Annotated in this window: 20 protein-coding genes; 10 read left to right on the top strand and 10 right to left on the bottom strand. The window is 69.1% G+C overall.

Annotated features, from left to right (window positions below):
* Window positions 1-25: 25 nt before the first annotated feature.
* On the top strand, window positions 26-241 hold the full coding sequence (locus KZJ41_RS08825; RefSeq protein ID WP_006933918.1) for a hypothetical protein: 216 nt from the start codon (window positions 26-28) through the stop codon (window positions 239-241).
* A gap of 10 nt (window positions 242-251) precedes the next feature.
* On the opposite strand, the gene KZJ41_RS08820 is transcribed toward KZJ41_RS08825, so the two are convergent.
* Together KZJ41_RS08820 and KZJ41_RS08815 are read right to left on the bottom strand one after the other, a co-directional pair.
* Window positions 252-776: a 2'-5' RNA ligase family protein gene (locus KZJ41_RS08820; protein ID WP_006933916.1), complete on the bottom strand. Its 525-nt coding sequence runs from the start codon at window positions 774-776 to the stop codon at window positions 252-254.
* Between the two features lie 35 nt (window positions 777-811).
* Window positions 812-1,567 carry a CPBP family intramembrane glutamic endopeptidase gene (locus KZJ41_RS08815; protein ID WP_044475769.1) on the bottom strand — a complete coding sequence of 252 codons (756 nt, stop codon included), beginning with the start codon at window positions 1,565-1,567 and terminating at the stop codon, window positions 812-814.
* A gap of 292 nt (window positions 1,568-1,859) precedes the next feature.
* Between KZJ41_RS08815 and KZJ41_RS08810 the strand changes: the two genes are divergently transcribed.
* Window positions 1,860-3,557, top strand: a complete 1,698-nt coding sequence (locus KZJ41_RS08810; RefSeq protein WP_029542320.1) for a fumarate hydratase — start codon at window positions 1,860-1,862, stop codon at window positions 3,555-3,557.
* Window positions 3,558-3,653: 96 nt separating this feature from the next.
* Here KZJ41_RS08810 and KZJ41_RS08805 read toward each other — a convergent pair whose 3' ends face one another.
* The 3 genes from KZJ41_RS08805 to KZJ41_RS08795 all read right to left on the bottom strand — a co-directional run bounded on the left by KZJ41_RS08805 (window position 3,654) and on the right by KZJ41_RS08795 (window position 5,120).
* Complete coding sequence (locus KZJ41_RS08805) at window positions 3,654-4,076, bottom strand: hypothetical protein (RefSeq protein ID WP_029542318.1); 423 nt, start codon at window positions 4,074-4,076, stop codon at window positions 3,654-3,656.
* Between the two features lie 92 nt (window positions 4,077-4,168).
* Complete coding sequence (locus KZJ41_RS08800) at window positions 4,169-4,558, bottom strand: hypothetical protein (protein WP_065922833.1); 390 nt, start codon at window positions 4,556-4,558, stop codon at window positions 4,169-4,171.
* Between the two features lie 106 nt (window positions 4,559-4,664).
* Window positions 4,665-5,120, bottom strand: coding sequence for a carboxymuconolactone decarboxylase family protein (locus KZJ41_RS08795; RefSeq protein WP_029542316.1), 456 nt, complete (start codon window positions 5,118-5,120; stop codon window positions 4,665-4,667).
* Window positions 5,121-5,195: 75 nt separating this feature from the next.
* On the opposite strand from KZJ41_RS08795, the gene KZJ41_RS08790 reads away from it, so the two are divergent.
* Window positions 5,196-6,125: a sigma-70 family RNA polymerase sigma factor gene (locus KZJ41_RS08790; RefSeq protein ID WP_065922834.1), complete on the top strand. Its 930-nt coding sequence runs from the start codon at window positions 5,196-5,198 to the stop codon at window positions 6,123-6,125.
* A 75-nt stretch (window positions 6,126-6,200) separates the two neighbouring features.
* Here KZJ41_RS08790 and KZJ41_RS08785 read toward each other — a convergent pair whose 3' ends face one another.
* A complete protein-coding gene (locus KZJ41_RS08785) occupies window positions 6,201-7,295 on the bottom strand; it encodes a VOC family protein (protein ID WP_006933903.1) in 1,095 nt (364 codons plus the stop codon).
* A gap of 221 nt (window positions 7,296-7,516) precedes the next feature.
* Between KZJ41_RS08785 and KZJ41_RS08780 the strand changes: the two genes are divergently transcribed.
* From KZJ41_RS08780 to KZJ41_RS08760, 5 genes are all read left to right on the top strand, one after another.
* Complete coding sequence (locus tag KZJ41_RS08780; protein ID WP_065922835.1) at window positions 7,517-8,395, top strand: acetaldehyde dehydrogenase (acetylating); 879 nt, start codon at window positions 7,517-7,519, stop codon at window positions 8,393-8,395.
* On the top strand, window positions 8,392-9,465 hold the full coding sequence (gene dmpG, locus KZJ41_RS08775; protein ID WP_006933900.1) for a 4-hydroxy-2-oxovalerate aldolase: 1,074 nt from the start codon (window positions 8,392-8,394) through the stop codon (window positions 9,463-9,465). The genes KZJ41_RS08780 and dmpG overlap by 4 nt, the downstream gene beginning before the upstream one ends.
* Window positions 9,466-9,480: 15 nt before the next feature.
* Window positions 9,481-10,959 carry an aldehyde dehydrogenase gene (locus KZJ41_RS08770; protein WP_043799230.1) on the top strand — a complete coding sequence of 493 codons (1,479 nt, stop codon included), beginning with the start codon at window positions 9,481-9,483 and terminating at the stop codon, window positions 10,957-10,959.
* Between the two features lie 165 nt (window positions 10,960-11,124).
* On the top strand, window positions 11,125-11,877 hold the full coding sequence (locus KZJ41_RS08765; RefSeq protein WP_006933896.1) for an SDR family NAD(P)-dependent oxidoreductase: 753 nt from the start codon (window positions 11,125-11,127) through the stop codon (window positions 11,875-11,877).
* An 81-nt stretch (window positions 11,878-11,958) separates the two neighbouring features.
* Window positions 11,959-12,387 (top strand): tautomerase family protein, encoded by a 429-nt coding sequence (locus KZJ41_RS08760; protein WP_006933894.1) that lies wholly within the window; start codon window positions 11,959-11,961, stop codon window positions 12,385-12,387.
* Between the two features lie 121 nt (window positions 12,388-12,508).
* Here KZJ41_RS08760 and nphA read toward each other — a convergent pair whose 3' ends face one another.
* Both nphA and KZJ41_RS08750 read right to left on the bottom strand, forming a co-directional pair.
* Entirely contained in the window at window positions 12,509-13,039 is a 531-nt protein-coding gene (gene nphA, locus KZJ41_RS08755; protein WP_006933892.1) for an NADH-dependent flavin reductase, read from the bottom strand.
* Between the two features lie 28 nt (window positions 13,040-13,067).
* Window positions 13,068-14,630, bottom strand: coding sequence for a 4-hydroxyphenylacetate 3-hydroxylase family protein (locus tag KZJ41_RS08750; RefSeq protein WP_065923515.1), 1,563 nt, complete (start codon window positions 14,628-14,630; stop codon window positions 13,068-13,070).
* Between the two features lie 237 nt (window positions 14,631-14,867).
* On the opposite strand from KZJ41_RS08750, the gene KZJ41_RS08745 reads away from it, so the two are divergent.
* The gene (locus KZJ41_RS08745; protein ID WP_006933888.1) at window positions 14,868-15,890 is read left to right on the top strand and encodes an AraC family transcriptional regulator; all 1,023 of its coding nucleotides are present in this window, start codon (window positions 14,868-14,870) and stop codon (window positions 15,888-15,890) included.
* A gap of 54 nt (window positions 15,891-15,944) precedes the next feature.
* Here the strand turns inward: KZJ41_RS08745 and KZJ41_RS08740 are convergent, their stop codons facing one another.
* Both KZJ41_RS08740 and KZJ41_RS08735 read right to left on the bottom strand, forming a co-directional pair.
* Window positions 15,945-16,973, bottom strand: a complete 1,029-nt coding sequence (locus KZJ41_RS08740) for an NADH:ubiquinone reductase (Na(+)-transporting) subunit F (RefSeq protein ID WP_006933887.1) — start codon at window positions 16,971-16,973, stop codon at window positions 15,945-15,947.
* A 2-nt stretch (window positions 16,974-16,975) separates the two neighbouring features.
* The gene (locus KZJ41_RS08735) at window positions 16,976-18,190 is read right to left on the bottom strand and encodes a cytochrome P450 (RefSeq protein ID WP_029542310.1); all 1,215 of its coding nucleotides are present in this window, start codon (window positions 18,188-18,190) and stop codon (window positions 16,976-16,978) included.
* Between the two features lie 131 nt (window positions 18,191-18,321).
* On the opposite strand from KZJ41_RS08735, the gene KZJ41_RS08730 reads away from it, so the two are divergent.
* Complete coding sequence (locus tag KZJ41_RS08730) at window positions 18,322-19,326, top strand: AraC family transcriptional regulator (RefSeq protein ID WP_043799227.1); 1,005 nt, start codon at window positions 18,322-18,324, stop codon at window positions 19,324-19,326.
* Window positions 19,327-19,340 lie beyond the last annotated feature (14 nt).

The following is a 19,340-nucleotide window of genomic DNA, read 5'->3' as shown; positions in this document are numbered from 1 at the left end:
CGTCCCGCACCGGAGGGCATCGATCATGAGCAGGAAGAAGTGGTGGGTACTCGAGGGCCCGGAGAGCGGGTTCTCGCTCGAGGAGCGCGCGACGGGAGACCTCGTCCTCGTCAACACGCAGACGTCGGAGGAACACACCCTGCACGGCTACGTGTGGAAGCACGCCCCGCACTTCGGAGTGCAGATCATGGGCGAGGGCCCCCCGCCCTACGGCAAGTGGGTGGAGAACCCCGAGGAGTGAGCGACGTCGGTCACGGGACCCGCCGCAACGGACGGCGCTCCCCCGTCGTGGTGTCGATCAGTGCCGCGCCGGACACGGCCGTTGCGAGGGGCAGCACGTCGTAGACGGCCGCGGCCACCCGCGGCAGGTCGTCCAGCCGTGCGCGGGGGCTGAGGGTCAGGTGCGGGGTCCATACGCCCGGCCGGTAGTGCTTGTGCAGGTCCGCGCCGGTGGCGGTGACGGTGTCGACCACACGCTGCTGGCGCCGCAGGAGGTCGGCGGTGGGGGCGGGCGCGAGCCAGATCCGTCCGCGCCGGAAGGCGCCCAGGCCGTCGGAGTAGAGGGTCAGCGGCCCGCCGTCGGGCAGCGCCTCGAGCGCGGCCGTCACGTCGTCGACGTCGTAGCTGCGCAGCACCGCGTACGACAGGTGCGGCACGTGCCGGCCGTGGGTATGGGTGAGCAGCGTCGGCACACCGAGATCTTCGAGCCGGGCCCACAGCTGTTGCAGGGCGCGCCGGGCGGCGGCGTCGAAGAGCAGGCAGACCGCGAGTGCCATCAGCGCACGGTACCGCGGTGGCGGTTCGCCGGCGGTCAGTTCAGGGTGGCGTGCCAGACCAGGGCCGCGGCCAGGGCACCGGCGCCGTTGAGCGACCAGTGCAGGGCGATCGGGGCGATCAGGCTCCCGCTGCGGCGGCGCAGCCAGGTGAAGACGAATCCGGCGGCCGCGGTCGCCACGACCGCTCCGGCGATGCCCAGCACCTGTCCCCACAGGCCGCCGCCGAGGACGCCGCTGAGCCCGCGGTTGCCGTTCGTGAGCCCGAGCGACGAGGCGATGTGCCACAGGCCGAACAGCAGCGAGCCGGCGGCGAACACGCCGCGCGCACCCGAGACACGTTCGAGCGTGCCGTGCAGCACGCCGCGGAACGCGAGTTCCTCGGGGATGACCGTCTGCAGCGGGATGACGATCATCGACGCGAGGAGCGCGCCGGAGATCGTGGCGTAGCGGTCGGACAGGAAGAACTGCCGGGTCGGGGGCAGCGCCACGCCGACAGCGATCACGGCCAGCACGATCCCCGCGGCGCCCAGCGCGTAGAGCGAACCGGACCGCCAGTGGCGCGGCGAGAGCCCGAGTTCGGACCAGCGCATGCCCCGGCGGCGCATCAGCGCGACGAGCACCACGGCCGCGATGGGCACCGTCGCGATGCTGGCCCACACGGTGGTGAAGTGCGCGATCAGGTTGGTGGCGACGAGGACGACCACCACGACGGCGACGTCGAGCCAGGCGTGGGCGCCGCGAAGCGATCCGCGGTGCGCAAGTGCCGTCGTCGGCACGGTCTCGGTACTCAATGTGTTCTCGAACTCCCGCTCTCGGGTCTGTCGGAAGCGGTGCCCTCCGGGTACCCGATGCTCTCCGAGTACCCGTTCCTGTGCCGTACGAACCATCCATACCAGTGTACGGATCGCGTGCCGCCGGGGCCGTGACCGGCGCCACAGCGACGGCCGAATTCGATAGTGACGCAGGTCACGACGGGTGCGGGAGCGGATTGCGTCACACGCCCCGGCGTCGGGGCGCCGTGTCGCCCGGACTAGCCTTGTCGCGAACATCAGCCCCGCTGTCCAGGACAGTTCAGGAGAAGAAATGGCCGACTTCCTCTACGAGGACCTGCTGCCGATCGGGGAAGACCCCACCGAGTACCGGCTGCTGACCACCGAGGGGGTGTCCACCGTCGAAGGACCGGGCGGCCGCACCTTCCTGCAGGTCGAGCCCGAGGCGCTGCGCCTGCTCACCGAGACCGCGCTGCACGACATCCAGCACTACCTGCGCGCGGATCACCTGAAGCAGCTCGCAAGCATCCTCGACGACCCGGAGGCGTCGGACAACGACAAGTTCGTCGCGCTCGATCTCCTGAAGAACGCCAACATCGCCGCCGCCGGGGTGCTGCCGATGTGCCAGGACACCGGCACCGCGATCGTCATGGGCAAGCGCGGCCAGCACGTCCTCAGTCCCGGCAACGACGAGGAAGCCATCGCCCGCGGCGTGTACGACGCGTACACCCGACTCAATCTGCGGTACTCGCAGAACGCTCCCCTCACCATGTGGGAGGAGAAGAACACCGGCTCGAACCTGCCGGCGCAGATCGAGCTCTACGCCGACACGGCGGCCGGCCACGAGAACGCCTACAAGTTCCTGTTCATGGCCAAGGGCGGCGGATCGGCCAACAAGTCGTACCTGTACCAGGAGACGAAGGCGATCCTGAACCCGGACTCGATGATGCGATTCCTCGAGGCCAAGATCCGCTCGCTCGGCACCGCCGCGTGCCCGCCGTACCATCTCGCGATCGTCGTCGGCGGCACCTCCGCCGAGTTCGCCCTCAAGACCGCCAAGTACGCCTCGGCGCACTACCTGGACGAGCTGCCGAACGAGGGCGCGATCACCGGCCGCGGCTTCCGCGACCTCGAGCTCGAGGAGCAGGTGCTCGAGCTGACCCGCAAGATCGGGATCGGCGCGCAGTTCGGCGGCAAGTACTTCTGCCACGACGTGCGTGTCATCCGCCTGCCCCGGCACGGCGCGTCGCTGCCGGTGGCGCTGGCCGTGTCCTGCTCCGCCGACCGGCAGGCGAAGGCGAAGATCACCCCGGAGGGCGTGTTCCTCGAACAGCTCGAGTTCAACCCGGGCCGCTTCCTGCCCGAGATCACCGACGCCCAGCTCGACGCCGAGACCGAGGGCGTGTCGGGCACCGGCAAGGGTGCCGCGGTGAAGATCGACCTGACGCGGCCGATGCCGGAGATCCTCGCCGAACTGTCCAAGCACCCCGTCAAGACCCGGCTGTCCCTCACGGGCCCGCTCGTCGTCGCCCGCGACATCGCGCACGCGAAGATCAAGGAACGCCTCGACGCCGGCGAGGGAATGCCGCAGTACCTGAAGGACCACCCGGTGTACTACGCCGGGCCGGCCAAGACCCCGGACGGCATGGCCTCCGGTTCGTTCGGCCCCACCACGGCCGGCCGGATGGACTCCTACGTCGAGCAGTTCCAGGCCGCGGGCGGCTCGATGGTCATGCTCGCCAAGGGCAACCGCTCGCAGCAGGTCACCGACGCCTGCAAGAACCACGGCGGCTTCTACCTCGGCTCCATCGGCGGGCCGGCCGCGCGCCTCGCACTCGACTGCATCAAGAAGGTCGAGGTTCTCGAATACCCGGAACTGGGTATGGAAGCGGTGTGGAAGATCGAGGTCGAGGACTTCCCGGCGTTCATCGTCGTGGACGACAAGGGCAACGATTTCTTCGCCGGCACCGGCGAGGTCACCCTGACGATCGGCAAGCGCCCCGGCCTGTAGGCGGCTGCGCCGCCGGTGCGTCCTTTGGGCTGTCCCAGCAGCCCGAAGGACGCACCGGGATGCTGCGGCGCCGGACGAGCCGACGCATCCGGTCGATCAGGCCTCCGACGGGCCGGACTTCTTCGGTTCGCCGGTGGCGGGGTAGTCGAGCAGCGACTGCTGCAGACGGGACCACTGATGGGCCAGACCCTGCAACGGCGCCAGCGACTTTTCGACCACCTCCAACTGACGGTCGAACGCCGACAGTTGTGCCTGCAGCGCCTGCACCGATTTTCGCTGCGCGTGCAGCTGCTCGACGAGTGCGTCGAACTCGGTGAGGACGGGTGGCACGAGCTCCATCACCTGCCGAAGAGAGCCGAGCATCCGGTTCGCGGGCGCGGACAGGGGCTCGGGAATCGCGCCGAGGGCGTCGCTCCCGATCGACCCGACCGCGTCCGCCACGGCGCGGGTCCTCTCCAGCAACTCCTCCATCGCGGACCCGAGCAGTCCGAATCGACGGGTCTCGCCTTCCTCCGCCATCGTCACCCTCCTCCGGACCACGGTTCGGTCCCGATCCGATCATGCCCCCCGGGCACCGTCTCGGCAGCCGAACCCCGTCGCGGCGGGCTCCCTCAGGCCGCGGGGGTGTCCGTGCGGGAGAGCACGGCGGGCGCCTGCGCGACGAGGCCCTGCAGAAAGCGGACGACGGTGCCGGCCGCCGGAGCGGCGTCCGGCGTCAGCATCGCGCACAGCGTCCGGTAGCTGCCCGGATCGAGTTCCGGCTGCGCCCGGAACTGCGCCGTGAGCGGCACCGTGAACGCGATCGTCCGGTCCCGCGAACGGATGTCGAGCGTCGGTCCACCCACCGCCGCGGTCAGCCGGACCTCGAACCGGTTCGCGCCCACGGTGTGCACGAAGCCCACGGTGCGCACGTTGGCGCGTGCCATCTGCCGGTAGAGCGGCCGCAGTCCTCCGAGGACCATCGACGGAAGCGTGACGGCACCGGAGCCGGCGGCGAACATGAGCGCACTCCTTTTCGTTCGGGGCCGTCACCACGCGGGCGACGACCCTCCGACGCATTATCTGGAATGATTCCAGAAAATACGGCGGGGGGCAACGTCGCGGTCGTCACCACTGCGCGCCGGCCACCTGCTTGACCGTCGCGTTGAGCCGGTTCCACACGTTGATCAGCGAGATCTGCAAGATCAGCGCCGCCAGTTGCGGCTCGTCGTAGTGGCGGGCGGCCTCGTCCCAGACGTCGTCGGGCACCGGGTCGGGCCGGTCCGCGAGCCGGGTCACCGCCTCCGTCAGCGCCAGGGCCGCCCGCTCGGCATCGGTGAAGTACGGCGCCTCGCGCCACGCCGCCACCGCGAACAGCCGCTTGTCGGTCTCCCCGTCCTTCTTCGCCAGCCGCGGGTGCATGTCCACACAGACGCTGCATCCGTTGATCTGGCTCGCCCGCAGATGCACGAGGTGGGTGGTGCGCGCCGGCAGCCCGCCACCGTCGGCGGCGTTCCCCAGTGCCTGCAACGCCGTCACCGCGTCGGGCAGAACGAGCGCGGGATTCGTCATTCGAGCCTTCATGATCGTCTCCTTGTCACATCCGGGGTCGTGCGTTCGTCACAGCCATGACGGATCCCGACGACAGAATGTGACGACATGAGCGACGGATACTTTTCGGCCCACCCCGGCGGCGCCTTCCCCGCCGAACAGTTCGAGGCACATCGGGACCATCTCCGGGCGGTGGCCTTCCGCATGCTCGGCTCGGCGAGCGAGGCCGACGACGCCGTGCAGGAGGCCTGGCTGCGCCTGCACCGCTCCGGCACCGACGAGGTCGCCAACCTGGGAGGCTGGCTGACGACGGTGGTGAGCCGGGTGTGCCTGGACATGCTGCGCTCCCGGGGCTCGCGCCGGGAGGTCCCCCTCGATCAGCCCGACCGTCCCGAACCTGGGTCGACGGACCCGCGCGACGTTCCGGAAAGCGCTGCACTGCTGGCCGATTCGGTCGGTGTGGCCATGCTCGTCGTGCTCGACACCCTCGCCCCGGCCGAACGCCTCGCGTTCGTGCTGCACGACCTGTTCGCCGTCCCGTTCGACGAGATCGCCCCGATCGTGGAGCGCTCCCCCGCCGCCACCCGCCAGCTCGCGAGCCGCGCGCGGCGGCGCATCCAGGGCGCGACCGCCCCACGGGCCGACCTGATGCGCCGCCGTCGCCTCGTCGACGCGTTCCTCGCCGCGTCGCGGGAGGGACGGTTCGACGACCTGCTGGCCCTGCTCGATCCGGACGTGGTCCTTCGCGCGGACGACGTCGCCGTGGCGACGGCCCGTGCCGGCGCGGCTCACGGCGCACCGGCGCTCGCGCACGAGCTTCACGGACCCCACAGCGTCGCAAAGGTTTTCGACGGCCGCGCCCAGGCCGCCCGGACGGTGCTCGTCGACGGAATGCCCGGTGCCGCATGGGCGCCGGGCGGCCGTCCGCGCACGGTGTTCGCCTTCACGATCGAAGACGACGCGATCGTCGAGATCGAGGTGGTGTCGGATCCCGGGCAGCTCGCGGCGCTCGAGGTGACGTTCCCGGACGCCGGCTGACACGCGGGTGCGCACCTCTCGTCGCGGCACGCCGGAGACCGGCGCGGGAGGTGCGCACCCGCAGAAGGCCAGGGCTCAGACCGGGGATCCCGAAACCGCTCGGGAATGGTCGATTTCGTCCGGAACCGCGCGTTCCGCGGCACTCACCTCCGGGTCGTCGACGGGAGCACCGGGACCGAAGTGCGAGAACTTCTCGATGTGCTGATCGAGTGCGAGCGGATTCGGGGTGCCGTAGGTGAAGTACGTCTCCCACGGCAGCTTCGCGCCGCCGACCGCGAGACCGGTGTCGATATCGGACATCTGCCAGGTCTTGGTCTCGGCGTCCGGATCCAGGTGCAGGTAACCGGCCTCGCCGAACAGTTCGATGCGGTTGCCGCCCGGCTCGAACACGTAGAGGAACTGCCCCTGGGTGATCCCGTGCTTGTCGGGGCCGGCCTCGATCTGGATGTCGTAGTCGCGGAACATCTCGACCGCATCGGCAAGGTGCTGGCCGGTGCCGTAGTAGAACGCGAGGTGGTGGAGCTTGCCGCGGCCGCCGGTCATGTCCCGCATGCAGGCGACCTCGTGGCCGAGCAGGTTCGAGCTCATCCAGGCGCCGATCTCGACGTTGCCGTCCACGACGCGTTCGGTGGTGCGGAATCCGAGGTGCCGCTCGAACGAGTCCTTGAGCGGGGTGACATCCGAGGCCATCAGGTTGAGGTGGTCGATCCGCTTGACCGGAATCCCCGACAGCGGCTTCTTCGACGGCCGCGAGAGGATCTTGCTCTGCAGTTCCTGCGGGGCGACGTACTTCTCCACCTCCCACAGCAACTGCAGGTTGTGACCGTCCGGGGACTGGAACTCGAAGGTCTTGCCGTAGCCGAACTGGTCCTCGCTCCACGTACCCTCGACGTTGCCCTGCTTCAGCGACGCCACGCGGCGCTCGAGCGCCTCCGGCGAACTGGCGCGCAGCGCGGCGTGGCCCATGCCGGCTTCCGGCGCCTCGGTGACCTTCAGGCTCCACTGGTACGGGTCTTCGTACCCACGCAGGTAGACGGACTGCCCCTCCCGATGCGTGACGTACATGCCGAGGAACTTCGTGAAGAAGTCGAGGGTTTCCTGCGGCCTGGGGGTGAACAGTTCGGCACGGGCGAGGTGCGCGATGTCGAAACGGGCAGTGGGGTCGGTCATGGCTACTCCTGATCTCCGCTGGCCGGGCTTGCTGCTCCGGTTGTGGTGGATGTCACGAGCTTGCGGGGGTGCCGGCGCTTCCGTCAGCGCTGTTCGGGATAGCCGAACACCGATCGGATCACGGCCGGGCGTGTCCGGTACCGCCGGATCACCCGCCGTCTACCAGGGGATCGCCCCTAGCGTCGGCAGCATCACCCCGACACTGGAGGGAAGGCCCACAGATGAGTCGATTGAAAGCCGCGATCGTCGGATCCGGGAACATCGGGACGGACCTGATGTACAAGCTGTTGCGGTCCGAGCATGTCGAGCCGGTGTACATGGTCGGCATCGATCCGGCCAGCGAGGGACTCGAGCGGGCCCGGCAGGAGGGCCTCGAGGCGTCCGCGGAGGGGCTCGAGTGGCTCCTGGCCCGGCCCGAGCTGCCGGACGTGGTGTTCGAGGCCACCTCGGCGAGGGTGCACGCCGCGGCCGCACCCCGGTACGCCGCGGCCGGCATCACCGCGATCGACCTGACGCCCGCCTCGGTGGGCCCGTACGTCGTGCCCGCGGTCAATCTCACCGAACACCTCGACGCACCGAACGTGAACATGGTCAGCTGTGCCGGTCAGGCCACGATCCCGATCCTGTACGCGATCAACCAGGCCGCGGACGCCTACTACGGGGAGATCGTCGCCGCGATCGCCTCGCACAGCGCCGGCCCGGGCACCCGCCAGAACCTCAGCGAATTCAGCGAGAAGACCGGCCGGGCACTCGCGCAGGTCGCCGGCGCGGACCGCGCCAAGGCGATCTCGGTGATCAACCCGGCCGAGCCGCCGATGAACATGCGCGACACCGTCTACGCCAAGGTCCGCCACCCCGACCCGGACGCGATCGAACGCGCCGTGGTCGAGATGGTCGCCAAGGTGCAGCAGTACGTCCCCGGCTACACGTTGCGTCTGGTCGATGTGGACGGCGACCTGGTCACGGTCATGCTCGAGGTCGTCGGCGCCGGCGACTTCCTGCCCACCTACGCCGGAAATCTCGACATCATCACCGCCGCCGCCGTGCAGGTCGCCGACGTCATGGCGCAGCGCAGCCTCGTCCAGGGAGCAGCCCAGTGAGCACCACCGACACCACCCACACCCCCGGCACTCCCGGCGGGCGCCGCAAGGTCACCCTCGTCGACACCACCCTGCGCGACGGCATGTCGTCGGTCTCGCACCGGTTCACCCCCGGCAACGTCGCCGACATCGCCCGCGGCCTCGACCGGGCCGGGATCCCCACCATCGAGGTGGCCCACGGCATCGGCCTCGGTGCCTCCTCGATCCAGTACGGCTTCGCCGCCGCCACCGACCCCGAGTACGTGCGTGCCGCCGTCGACGCCGTCGACGATGCGGACATCGCGGTGCTGTACGTCCCGGGCATCGCCACCCTCGCCGAACTGCAGGGCGCGATCGACGCCGGCATCAAGACCGTGCGCGTCGCGGTGCACTGCACCGAGGCCGACTGCGCCCAGCAGCCCGTCGAGTGGGCCAAGGACAAGGGCCTGAACGTGATGACGTTCCTGATGATGAGCCACAAGCTCGAGCCCGAACCGCTCGCCGAGCAGGCCGCCAAGCTCGACTCCTACGGCGCCGACGTCGTCTACGTCGTCGACTCCGCCGGCGCGATGGTGCCCCGGCACGCCGGCGACCGCGTCGCGGCCCTGCGGCAGGCGATCTCCGCCGACATCGGTTTCCACGCTCACAACAATCTCGGGGTCGGCATCGCCAACGCGCTCACCGCGGCCGAGCACGGGGCGACGTTCATCGACGGGTCGCTGCGCGGGCTCGGCGCCAGCGCCGGCAACGCCCAGACCGAGGTGCTCGCCGCCGCGTTCGAGCGGGCCGGCTGGGACACCGGGGTCGAGCTGTTCCCGCTGATCGACACCGCCGAGCACGTCGTCGCCCCGCTGATGACCGAACCGCAGATCGTCGACGAGACCGCCCTGATCCTCGGCTACGCCGGGGTGTACTCGACGTTCTTCCACCCGACCAAGCGGGCTGCGAAGAAGTTCGGCCTCTCCACCCGCGAGATCCTGCTCGAGCTCGGCCGCCGCGGCGTCATCGGCGGGCAGGAGGACATGATCGTCGATGTCGCCTCCGAACTGGCCGGCCGCACCTACGAACTGCCGGCCCGAGCCGGCGTCTGACCCGGGGAGACTGCCATGACACAGACCCAGAACACGCCGTCGGTGACGCAGGTCCGGCACCTGATCGGCGGCGAATGGAAGCCGGCGTCGGACGGGGCCACCTTCGAGTCCCGCGACCCCCACGACGGGGCGCTGCTCGGGGTCGTGCCCGCGGGCACCGCCGAGGACGGTGCCGCGGCGATCACCGCCGCCCGCACCGCCTTCGACGACGGCCCCTGGCCGCTGCTGTCCCCGAAGGAGCGCGCGAAGATCCTGCACGCGGTCGCCGACACGGTCGACGCCCACCGCGAGGAACTCGCCCTGCTCGAGACCCGCGACGGCGGCAAGAGCATCAACCAGTCGCTGCACGCCGAAATCCCCCGCGTGGCCCACAATCTGCGGTTCTTCGCCGACTACGTCGCGATGGCCGCCAACGAGGCCTACCCCGACGGGGACCTGCTGTCCTACGTGCTCTACCCGCCGGCCGGTGTGGTCTCGGCGATCAGCCCGTGGAACGCACCCCTGATGCTGGCCACCTGGAAGATCGCCCCCGCGTTGGCCTTCGGTAACACCGCGGTGCTCAAGCCGGCGCCGCAGACCCCGCTGACCGCGCACCGCTTCGCCGAACTCGCCCTCGAGGCCGGACTGCCCGAGGGCGTGCTCAACGTCGTGCACGGGTTCGGCGGTGAGGCCGTCGCCGGGCCGCTGACCTCGGATCCGCGGGTGGATCGGATCACCTTCACCGGCTCGAGCGCGACGGGCGTGAAGATCCTGCAGGCCGCGGCAGTCAACCACACCCCGGTCTCGGCGGAGATGGGCGGCAAGTCCGCGAACATCGTCTTCGCCGACGCCGACCTCGACGTCGCCGTGCCGATGGCGATCCGCGCGATCTTCGGCGGCAACGGACAGGTGTGCCTGGCCGGGTCCCGGCTGCTGGTGCACAACAGCATCATGGACGAGTTCCTGGCCCGGTTCACCGAGCAGGCGAACACGCTCACCGTCGGCGACCCGAAGGACCCGTCGAACTTCCTGGGCCCGCTCATCGAGCAACGCCACCTCGACAAGGTGCACGGCTACGTCGAACTCGCCCAGGAGGAAGGCGGCAAGGTCGTCACCGGCGGCGCCCGCCTCACCGACCAGGCCCGCGCCGGCGGCTTCTACTACCCGCCCACCGTGATCACCGGGCTGAGCAACGACTCCCGCACCGCACGCGAGGAGATCTTCGGTCCGGTCGAGACCGTCCTCGGCTTCGACACCGAACAGGAGGCCCTGCGCATCGCCAACGACTCCCCCTACGGCCTGGCCGGGATGCTGTTCACCCAGAACCTGGACCGGGCCCACCGGATGGCCGCCCGCTGGAAGGCCGGCACCGTGTGGATCAACACGTTCTTCGAACGCGACCTGCGCCTGCCGTTCGGCGGCGAAGGCGCCAGCGGCCTCGGCCGCGAAGGCGGCCAGTACTCGCGCGAATTCTTCACCGAACCCCGCGCGGTCACCCTCCGATTGCGCGGCTGAAACGGCCGGAGAATCGGATTCGCTCCGCAGACCGGAATCCGCCCACGGCATCTTGCGTGGGCGGATTTCTGTTCGGCGCGTCGATCGCGGCCGAACGACCAATCGCCCGTCCCGCTACTGCGCGGATCGTCCGGGCGTTCCACAACGGCAAGAGGGAGCACAGGTATGACTTCGTCCTCAGTGTGTGTCGTCGTCGGCGCGACCGGTGCGATGGGCACCGAGTTCACCCGTCGCCTGGCCCGTCGCGGCCTTCGCGTGATCGCCGTCGCCCGCAACGCCGACGACCTCGACAAGCTGGCGGCCTCGGACGACCTGATCGTCCCGTGCGTCGCCGACATCGCCGACGACAGCGCGATCGAGGCGATCGCCGCCCACGTCGACGCACCGGTGCGGATGGCCGTGTTCGCGGCCGGACTTCCGGTGCGCGGCTCGGCCGACACCATCGCGCCGGGAGACTTCGCGGTCGGCGCGAACATCAAGGTCGGCGGGCTGGTGCGGCTGCTGCACGCCGTCCGCGACCACCTGGTGCCGGGTTCGCGTTTCGTGACGATCGCCGGGTCGCTCGGACTCGAACCCGGCCCGCTCGACGCCGGGCCGGGGACGGTGAATGCCGCGGTCTTCAACCTCATGCGCCAGCTCAGCGCGCTGTACGGCCCGAAGGGCGTCACCACCCACACCATCGCGCCGGGGCCTGTCGACACGCCACGGCTGCGGAAGTTCGTCGAGACCGAAGCCGCCGAGACCGGCCGCGACCCCGGCGAGATCTGGAACCGCTACCGCGCCAAGACCACGCTCGGCCGGCTACCGACCCTCGACGAGATCGGCTGGACTCTGGAGATGCTGCTCGCCCCCGAGGCCGCCGTGCTGCACGGAAGCGTCCTCACCGTCGACGGCGGGACCCGGCACGGAGTCCAATAGTCACGGAGTCCAATAGTCACGGAGTCCAATAGTCACGGCGTCCACTAGATCTGTACCCCAAAACGTCACAAAGGAGCGGCCATGCCCGTTGCACACTTCCATCTCGTCGACGGCGCCTACACTGCCGAGCAACGACGTCGGCTGCTCGCCGACGCGAGCCGCTGCTACGCGGAGGTCCTCGACTCCCCGATCGAGCGAGTGCGGGCGTTCGTCGTCCGGTACGACCCGGACGACGCCGCGACGGCCGGGACGGTGATCGCCGACGGCGGCACCCCGGCCCCCTACTTCACCGCGATCGTCCTCGCCGGACGCCCGATCGAGCAGCGCCAGGAGTTGGCGGCTCGATTCACCGATCTGATCGTCGAGATCCTTGGGGCGCAGCGGGATCTGGTGCGCGGACAGATCGTCGAAGTCGATCCGGTGAACTGGTCCATCGCAGGCAACCCGGCCGCTGCCACGCGCGCCGGCGAGATCACGGCGCGCGCGGCGGCCGCACAGCCGGCGCGGTGATCAGCGGGGCATGAGCGAATGTGCCGTTACGTCGATCTATCCGACACAACGGCACATTCGCTCGGGGGTTCGAGAGGCGGGGTGACCGCGACGCCCGCCGCGGCCACCCCGCCCTGCTCGATCAGAACCCCCAGGGTTCGTCCCTGCCCTGCAGCTCGAGCGACCGGAAGGTGCCGGTGTAGAACACCAGCGGGTGCCCGTCGTCGTACCAGAGCCGCTCCACCCGGCCCACGTGCAGGGTGTGGTCACCCGCGGGATGCGAATCGACCACGGTGCACGCGAGGTGAACCAGTGCACCTTCGAGGAGAGGCACGCCCTTGCGCCACACGAACCGAACCAGATCCGGCTGGTTCGCCGCGCCGGCGAAGTGCAGGGACAACGGTTCCTGGTCCCCGGCGAGGATCGAAACGCCGTACCGCCCCGCCTCGCGGATCCGCTCGTTCATCTTGGCGCGGTTGGCGATCGATACGAGCACGAGCGGCGGATCGAGCGACACGGAGGTGAACGCGTTGGCGGTCATTCCGTGCACCGAGGCCTCGTCCTCGGACTCGGCGGTGGTGACAATGGTGACGCCGCTGGCGAACCGGCCGAGGGCCTTACGCATGTGCAGAGGCGTGACGTCGAGATCGGATCCCCGGGCGGTGTCGGTCATGACCGTACTCCTCATCGCTGCGCCCCGTTCAGCTACGGACGATCTTCAGATCGTCGTTGTTGATCAGGTCCGGGCGCGTCCAGCCGTCGATGTCGTATTCGGACATGCACTGCTCGGCGAAGCCTTTGAGCTGATTGTCCAGGCCCTGAGCCTGGTAGGCGAACAGCGTCTGGAAGCGCACGGCCTCGTGGTCGCCGCCGTAGTTGCGCTCGTACAGTTCGTGCCGGCCGCCGAACTCGGTACCGACGGCATCCCAGAGCAGCTTGAGCAGCTTGACACGATCGATGGCCACGATGCCGTTCGACCCGCGAACGTACTGGTCGAGGTACGGCCGGATCTCGGGGTTACCCCAGTCGCTCGCATGCGAATTCAGGTAGATCAGGCCGCTGCCGAGGGTCTGCTGGATGATCTCCTTGATCCGCGGGTAGCCGACGCCCATGAAGGTGCGGTAGGCGAGACCGTAGTTGAGGTTCGGTTGCACGGCCCCGTTGACCCACGGATCGGGCGTCTTCGCCATCGCGTCGGACAGTCCCCAGAACATGTCACGCCAGTTGAGGATCTCGCCGATCTGCATCTGCACGCCGCGGAATCCGGCCGAGCCGGTCATCTCCACCGCCTTCATCACACAGCCGGCGATGAAGTCCAGCTTCACGGCGAGACGGGCGCAACCGTGGAACATGAAGCGAGACATGAAGCCCGACTTCATCACGAACCCGTTGGTCGTCTCGGTGTCGTAGGCGAAGACGTTCTCCCACGGAACCAGCACCCGGTCGAACACCATGATGGCGTCGTTCTCGTCGAATCGGCTCGAGAGCGGGTAGTCGAACGGCGTACCCATGACGGCGGCGTTCATCTCGTAGGACGTACGGCAGAACAGCTTCAGGCCCGGCGAATCCATCGGGACGGTGAAGATCAGGCCGAACTCCTTCTTGCGGAGCGGCAGGCCGTAGTGCGCGATGAAGTTGGCGTTGGTGATCGCCGACCCGGTCGCCACCACCTTGGCGCCGGACACGATCAGGCCCGCGTTGGTTTCCTCCACCACGTGCACGCAGATGTCGGCGGTCTCGTCGGCGGGCTTGTCGCGGTCGATCGGGGGGTTCACGATCGCGTGGTTCATGTAGATCACGCGTTCCTGTGCTTCCTTGTACCACCGCTTCGCGTTGTCCTGGTACTCCCCGTAGAACTCCGCGTTGGCTCCGAGGGTGCCGAGGAACGACGCCTTGTAGTCGGGCGAGCGGCCCAGCCAGCCGTACACCTCGCGCTGCCAGGTGGCGATCGCATCACGAGCGAGGAGCAGATCGTCGGCACTGTGCGCCGTCTTGAAGAACGGATGGGTGAATCCTCCGTTACCGGTGTCGGTCGGCACCGACAGGATGCCCTTCGCTTCCGGCTTGTGCATCGCGTCGTACATCCGGGCCACCGACCGGACCGAATTGCGGAAGGCCGGATGTGTGGTGACATCGTCGACCCGCTCGCCACGGAAGTACACCTCACGACCGTCGCGGAGCGACTCGATGTACTCGTCGCCGGTCATGGGCCGGACGGTGTTGGGCGCTCCGACGGCGTCGCCCAGGATCGATGTGGTCGTCATGGTCTTCACTCCTGGTCTCGGGGGTGTGGTGCAGGAATCGGCTCGGGTGGGGAACGGCACGACGGGCGTCGACCCGGCCCGGCCGTATCCGCCGACTTCGGAGGATCCCGGCACCGATCACGCTGGCGCGCTTCGGTAACCGTCCTCGGTGGTCGCGCGGGGCCGGGGGTTGGGATATCGTTCCGGGCGCCACGTTCCTGTGATCTGTAACACTAGAAGGCGGAGGTGTGGTGGAACATGGCTGAGCGCGAACAAACGGGTGACTCTGCGCGCAACGGAGCGGCCCCCGGCATCGTTTCCCTGCGGACGCAGGAGCTGGACACGAGCGAGGGGCACACCCGATGGGCGAGCACGCTGGGGCAGCTGTACTGCGAGATGGACGTCGCGTGGCCGAACCCACGACGTCACTTCGACGCGGAATGGGGCGGCCGGCCGTTCGGCGATCTGCACGTCAGCACGATCCGGGCCGACGCCCACACGGTGGTCCGCTCGCCCGCGATGGTCGACTCCGACTCCGGTGCAGGCTATCTCGTGTGCATCGTGACCGAGGGCCACGTCGAGGTGCAGCAGTCGGGCCGGACCACGACGGTCGAGCGAGGGTCGTTCGCATTGCTCGACTGCGCCACCCCGTTCGTCTTCCACTCCCCCGCGCCGTTCCGGCAGATCGTCGTGCGGTCTCCTCGTGAACTGCTCACCTCGCGCCTGCCGGGGCGGATCGTCGAACACGGCACGGCCCGCACGATCTGCGGCGAGACCGGGCCGGGCGGACTGGTCGGTCGTTTCTTCGTCGACATCGCGTCGATGAATGCCCCCATCTCGCGGGGGGCCGCCGTGTCGTTCGCCTCCTCGGCCGTCGACATGCTGGTCACCGCCCTCACCGAAGGCACTGTCGCGACCGGTGCCGCCCAATTGCACCGCACGGAAGATCTCACCCGCGTCCAGCGGGTCATCGAACAGAAGCTGCACGATCCCGAGCTCACGCTTCCGGACGTCGCCGCCGACGCCGGGATGTCGTTGCGCAACGTCCAGAAGCTCTTCAGCGCAGCGGGCACCACTCCGCGCGCATGGCTGTATCAGGCACGGCTCGAGCGCGCGCGGAAGTACCTGCTGACGACCGAGATGTCCGTCGCCGAGGTCAGCGAATGCGCGGGCTTCCGGGACGTCTCCCACTTCAGCAGGACGTTCCGCGCCGCCTTCGGCGCGAGCCCCGGCCAGTATCGGAAGGAACGCGCCGGCCGCGAACCGGGGCACCGACACTGAACGACGACCGGCCGGGTGCTCGGGCTGAACCCGAACACCCGGCCGCGGAACCGGTCACACCGGCGACATCACCGGCGGCGCGCTGCCGACGGTGAACTCCTCCTTGAAGATCAACCGGGGCGCCATGCGACGCCGTTTGAGCGCCTTGACCGCCGCGGTGACCATGGCGGGTGGCCCGCACAGGTATGCGCTGCGCCCCTTGCAACTGGCGAAGTCGTCGAGCACGGCGTCGGTGACCACGCCGGTGGCGCCGTCCCACTGCTCCTCGCTGAGTACAGGGTGGTAGCGGAATCGGGGATCGGCGGCCTCGAGAGCCCGGAAGAAGTCCACGTCGTACAGATCCGCCTGCCCGCGCCCTCCGTGGTACAGGTCGATGCTCGGGACAAGATCGTTGGAGAGTGCATGGCGCACAATCGACTTCAAGGGGGCAAGCCCCGTTCCGCCGCCGACCAGAATGGCCGGTTCTTCCTGGGGACGAACCAGGGCGAACTGCCCCAGCGGCCCGCGCAGCCCGATCCGGTCTCCCGGCCGAAGCGAGCCGAAGATCCACCCCTCCGTCGCGAGCCCTCCATCGACCCGCTTGATGTGGAACTCGAGCCGGCGCGACTCGGAGGGCGGATTGGCCATCGAGTACTGACGCGCCACAACGGAACCCGGCACGATCAGCTCGGCGTACTGACCGGCGGAGAACTCCATCGGCTCGTCCAGCTCCACGACGAGCCGGCGGGTGCACCGTGCGATGTCGGCCAGCTCGAGCACGGTGCCGGCGTGGTCGCGCAAGGGATGCCTCGGCCCGTCCGGGGGCACGTCGTTCAACGGCGCGACGGTCAGATCGGTGCGAGGTGTCGCCTGACAGGCGAGTGTGAGCCCGGACGCGCGCTCCGCCTCGCTCAGGATGGTCTCGTCGGGCCGGCCGTGGTCCACCTCGCCGCACAGCACCCTGATCTTGCAGGTCCCGCAGGTGCCCTGCGAGCACGCGTGCGGCAACCAGCGGTTCGCCCGCAGTGCGGACTCGAGTACCGAACGGTCGGGCGCGCCGGGAAAGGCCCCGTCCTGCCCGGAAACGGTCACCGAGTGGCTCACGACTACACCTCCCATCGGACGTGCAGGCCCTGCGGGCCGCGGAAGGTCCAGCCCCAGAAGCTCGGGGTGCGGTCGGGGTCGGGTTCGATGTTCGGGATCGTCTCGAACAACTCCTCGAGGGCGATCCGGACGATCGCGGTCCCGAGGTAGGTGCCGGCACAGGCGTGCTTGCCGGCGCCGAAGGCGAGGTGCGGCATGACCGGCCGGTCCACGTCGTAGGCGTCCGGGTTCGCCCACACCGTCTCGTCGCGGTTGGCCGAGCCGTACGCGAGTATGACCGGCGTACCCGCGGGCAGGTCGACGCCGCCGACGGTGACCTCCCGGTTCGCGACCTTGACGGCGGCGCTCCAGATCGGCGCTACCCAGCGCGCGCCCTCGTTGACCGCCCGCGGGAGGAGATCCGGATCGTCGACGACGCGCTCGAGCTGGTCGGGATGCTGCAGCAGGCCCGCCAGTGTCGTCGTCATGACGTGACCGGGCTCCTGCAGCGCACCGAGCAGGAAGACGTAGATGTTCGGGTAGATTTCCGACCGCTCCCGCACCTGCCCCTCCGGCATTCCGTCGTGCAACCAGTGCGAGATCAACGTGTGGTCGGGATTGCGGGTCCAGTGGTCGAGCAACGGATCGACGGTGGCGACGATCTCCTCCTTGATCCGGTCTCCGGCCTCGAAGGGCTCGGCATGGGCGAACTCGCCGTTCTCGTCGACCTCGGCGTTGCCGTACGACAGCGCGAGCGTCTGGAACCACCGCACGAGCGTCTCCGAGGGGACGTTCCGCAGACCCATCAGGTCACCGACCGCACGGACGCTGACCGGAGCGAAATAGGCCTCCTGGATGTCCACGGCCCCGAGTTCCTCGATCCGTTCGAGGATGCTCCGCGCCTGCGGCCGGACCAGCGCTTCCACGTAGGAGTCGACCGCGGCGGGCCGGAGTTGCGGATCGATCCATTCGCGCAGCTTGCGGTGCCGCTCGCCGTTGGAGTCGAGCACGGTTCCGGTCCCGAACGTCCGCCCGCCCGAGGGGGCGATCACCGTGGACCACGTCTCGGAGTCCTGGGTGATCTGCAGGCACAGCTCCCTCGTGGCCACCACGTGCATCCCGATCGCCGGGACGTAGGCGACCGGCGCCTCCCGGCGCAGCCGCTCGTAGATCGGATTCGGGTCGCGGTCGAGTTCCTCCATGGTGATCTCGTCGATCCAGGTATGGGTGGTGGTCATGATGTCGCTCTCCTGTCGTGGGCTCATCCGGAGATGACGGCCGGGGTCGCGCAGACGGGGTGTCCCGCGGTATCGTCCGCCCGCCGAGTTCCTGTGATCTGGAACACTAGAAGGCGGAGGTGAGCGGGAACATGACCGACAGTGCACCGAAGGATGACTCCCCGTGCACCGCGGCGTCCGGCCGGAGATTGGCGCTGAGCACGCGCGAACTGGAGTCCACCGAAGGTCGTGCCCGGTGGACGGACACGCTCGAGACGACCTACTGCGAGATGGACGTCGACTGGCCGCAGACGCACGACCGTTTCGCGGCGGATCTGGTCGCGCGCCCGCTCGGGGAGATGACCGTCAGTGTGGTGCATGCCGATCCGCACGCGGTGGTGCGGACACCGTCGATGATCACCTCGGATCCGAACGACGACTACCTGCTGTGCTTGATCACGCGCGGTTCCGCGATCCTGACGCAGGGGACCCGGTCGGCGACCCTCACCGACGGCGCCTTCGGCATCGTCGACTCGTCGGCACCGTTCGTCGTCGACGCCACAACCGAATTCGAGCAGATCGTGCTGCGCACGCCGCGTGAGCAGCTGACCTCCCGCCTTCCTGTCGAGCTCATGAACAGCGTGACAGGCCAGGGCATTTCCGGACAGTCCGGAATCGGACGGTTCGTGTCCCGGTTCCTCGTCGAGGTCGCCACCGCCGATACCCCCTTGTCGCAGGGCTCTTCGGCAACCGTTGCGGCCGCGGCGCTGGATCTGCTCGTGAGCGCGATCGGTGAACAGTCGCCCCCGTTGAGCGCCACGAAGCGGATCCACGCGGACGACCTTCGCAAGGTGCAGAGCACCATGGTCCGGTATCTCCGAGACCCCGACCACACGCTCGCCGATGTCGGCGCGGAACTCGGAATGTCCGTGCGGTACATCCACAAGTTGTTCAGCACGGCGGGAACCACCCCCCGCACCTGGCTGTACCAGGTACGCCTCGGACGCGCGCGTGCCCTGCTGTCGGAAACCGACCTCACGGTCACCGAGATCAGCGGCCTGGTCGGCTTCCGGGACGTGTCCCACTTCAGCCGTGCCTTCCGTCGGCAGTTCGGCTCCAGCCCCGCGCATTTCCGGCTCGGTCGAGCCGTACGATAGTCGCCGGGACGGGC

Origin of the sequence: Rhodococcus sp. 11-3, from assembly GCF_023704055.1 — a bacterium.
Taxonomy (GTDB): domain Bacteria; phylum Actinomycetota; class Actinomycetes; order Mycobacteriales; family Mycobacteriaceae; genus Rhodococcus; species Rhodococcus aetherivorans.
This window is presented reverse-complemented; position numbering and strand designations above follow the sequence as displayed.

Bases quoted from the DNA above. Each gene is read 5' to 3' on its own strand.
- KZJ41_RS08780 (WP_065922835.1), top strand. From the start codon at position 7,517: ATGAGTCGATTGAAAGCCGCGATCGTCGGATCCGGGAACATCGGGACG.
- KZJ41_RS08805 (WP_029542318.1), bottom strand. From the start codon at position 4,076: ATGGCGGAGGAAGGCGAGACCCGTCGATTCGGACTGCTCGGGTCCGCG.
- KZJ41_RS08800 (WP_065922833.1), bottom strand. From the start codon at position 4,558: ATGTTCGCCGCCGGCTCCGGTGCCGTCACGCTTCCGTCGATGGTCCTC.
- KZJ41_RS08795 (WP_029542316.1), bottom strand. From the start codon at position 5,120: ATGAAGGCTCGAATGACGAATCCCGCGCTCGTTCTGCCCGACGCGGTG.
- KZJ41_RS08735 (WP_029542310.1), bottom strand. From the start codon at position 18,190: ATGACCACCACCCATACCTGGATCGACGAGATCACCATGGAGGAACTC.
- KZJ41_RS08745 (WP_006933888.1), top strand. From the start codon at position 14,868: ATGGCTGAGCGCGAACAAACGGGTGACTCTGCGCGCAACGGAGCGGCC.
- KZJ41_RS08810 (WP_029542320.1), top strand. From the start codon at position 1,860: ATGGCCGACTTCCTCTACGAGGACCTGCTGCCGATCGGGGAAGACCCC.
- KZJ41_RS08825 (WP_006933918.1), top strand. From the start codon at position 26: ATGAGCAGGAAGAAGTGGTGGGTACTCGAGGGCCCGGAGAGCGGGTTC.
- KZJ41_RS08785 (WP_006933903.1), bottom strand. From the start codon at position 7,295: ATGACCGACCCCACTGCCCGTTTCGACATCGCGCACCTCGCCCGTGCC.
- KZJ41_RS08760 (WP_006933894.1), top strand. From the start codon at position 11,959: ATGCCCGTTGCACACTTCCATCTCGTCGACGGCGCCTACACTGCCGAG.
- KZJ41_RS08750 (WP_065923515.1), bottom strand. From the start codon at position 14,630: ATGACGACCACATCGATCCTGGGCGACGCCGTCGGAGCGCCCAACACC.
- KZJ41_RS08790 (WP_065922834.1), top strand. From the start codon at position 5,196: ATGAGCGACGGATACTTTTCGGCCCACCCCGGCGGCGCCTTCCCCGCC.
- KZJ41_RS08730 (WP_043799227.1), top strand. From the start codon at position 18,322: ATGACCGACAGTGCACCGAAGGATGACTCCCCGTGCACCGCGGCGTCC.
- KZJ41_RS08765 (WP_006933896.1), top strand. From the start codon at position 11,125: ATGACTTCGTCCTCAGTGTGTGTCGTCGTCGGCGCGACCGGTGCGATG.
- KZJ41_RS08770 (WP_043799230.1), top strand. From the start codon at position 9,481: ATGACACAGACCCAGAACACGCCGTCGGTGACGCAGGTCCGGCACCTG.
- nphA (WP_006933892.1), bottom strand. From the start codon at position 13,039: ATGACCGACACCGCCCGGGGATCCGATCTCGACGTCACGCCTCTGCAC.
- KZJ41_RS08820 (WP_006933916.1), bottom strand. From the start codon at position 776: ATGGCACTCGCGGTCTGCCTGCTCTTCGACGCCGCCGCCCGGCGCGCC.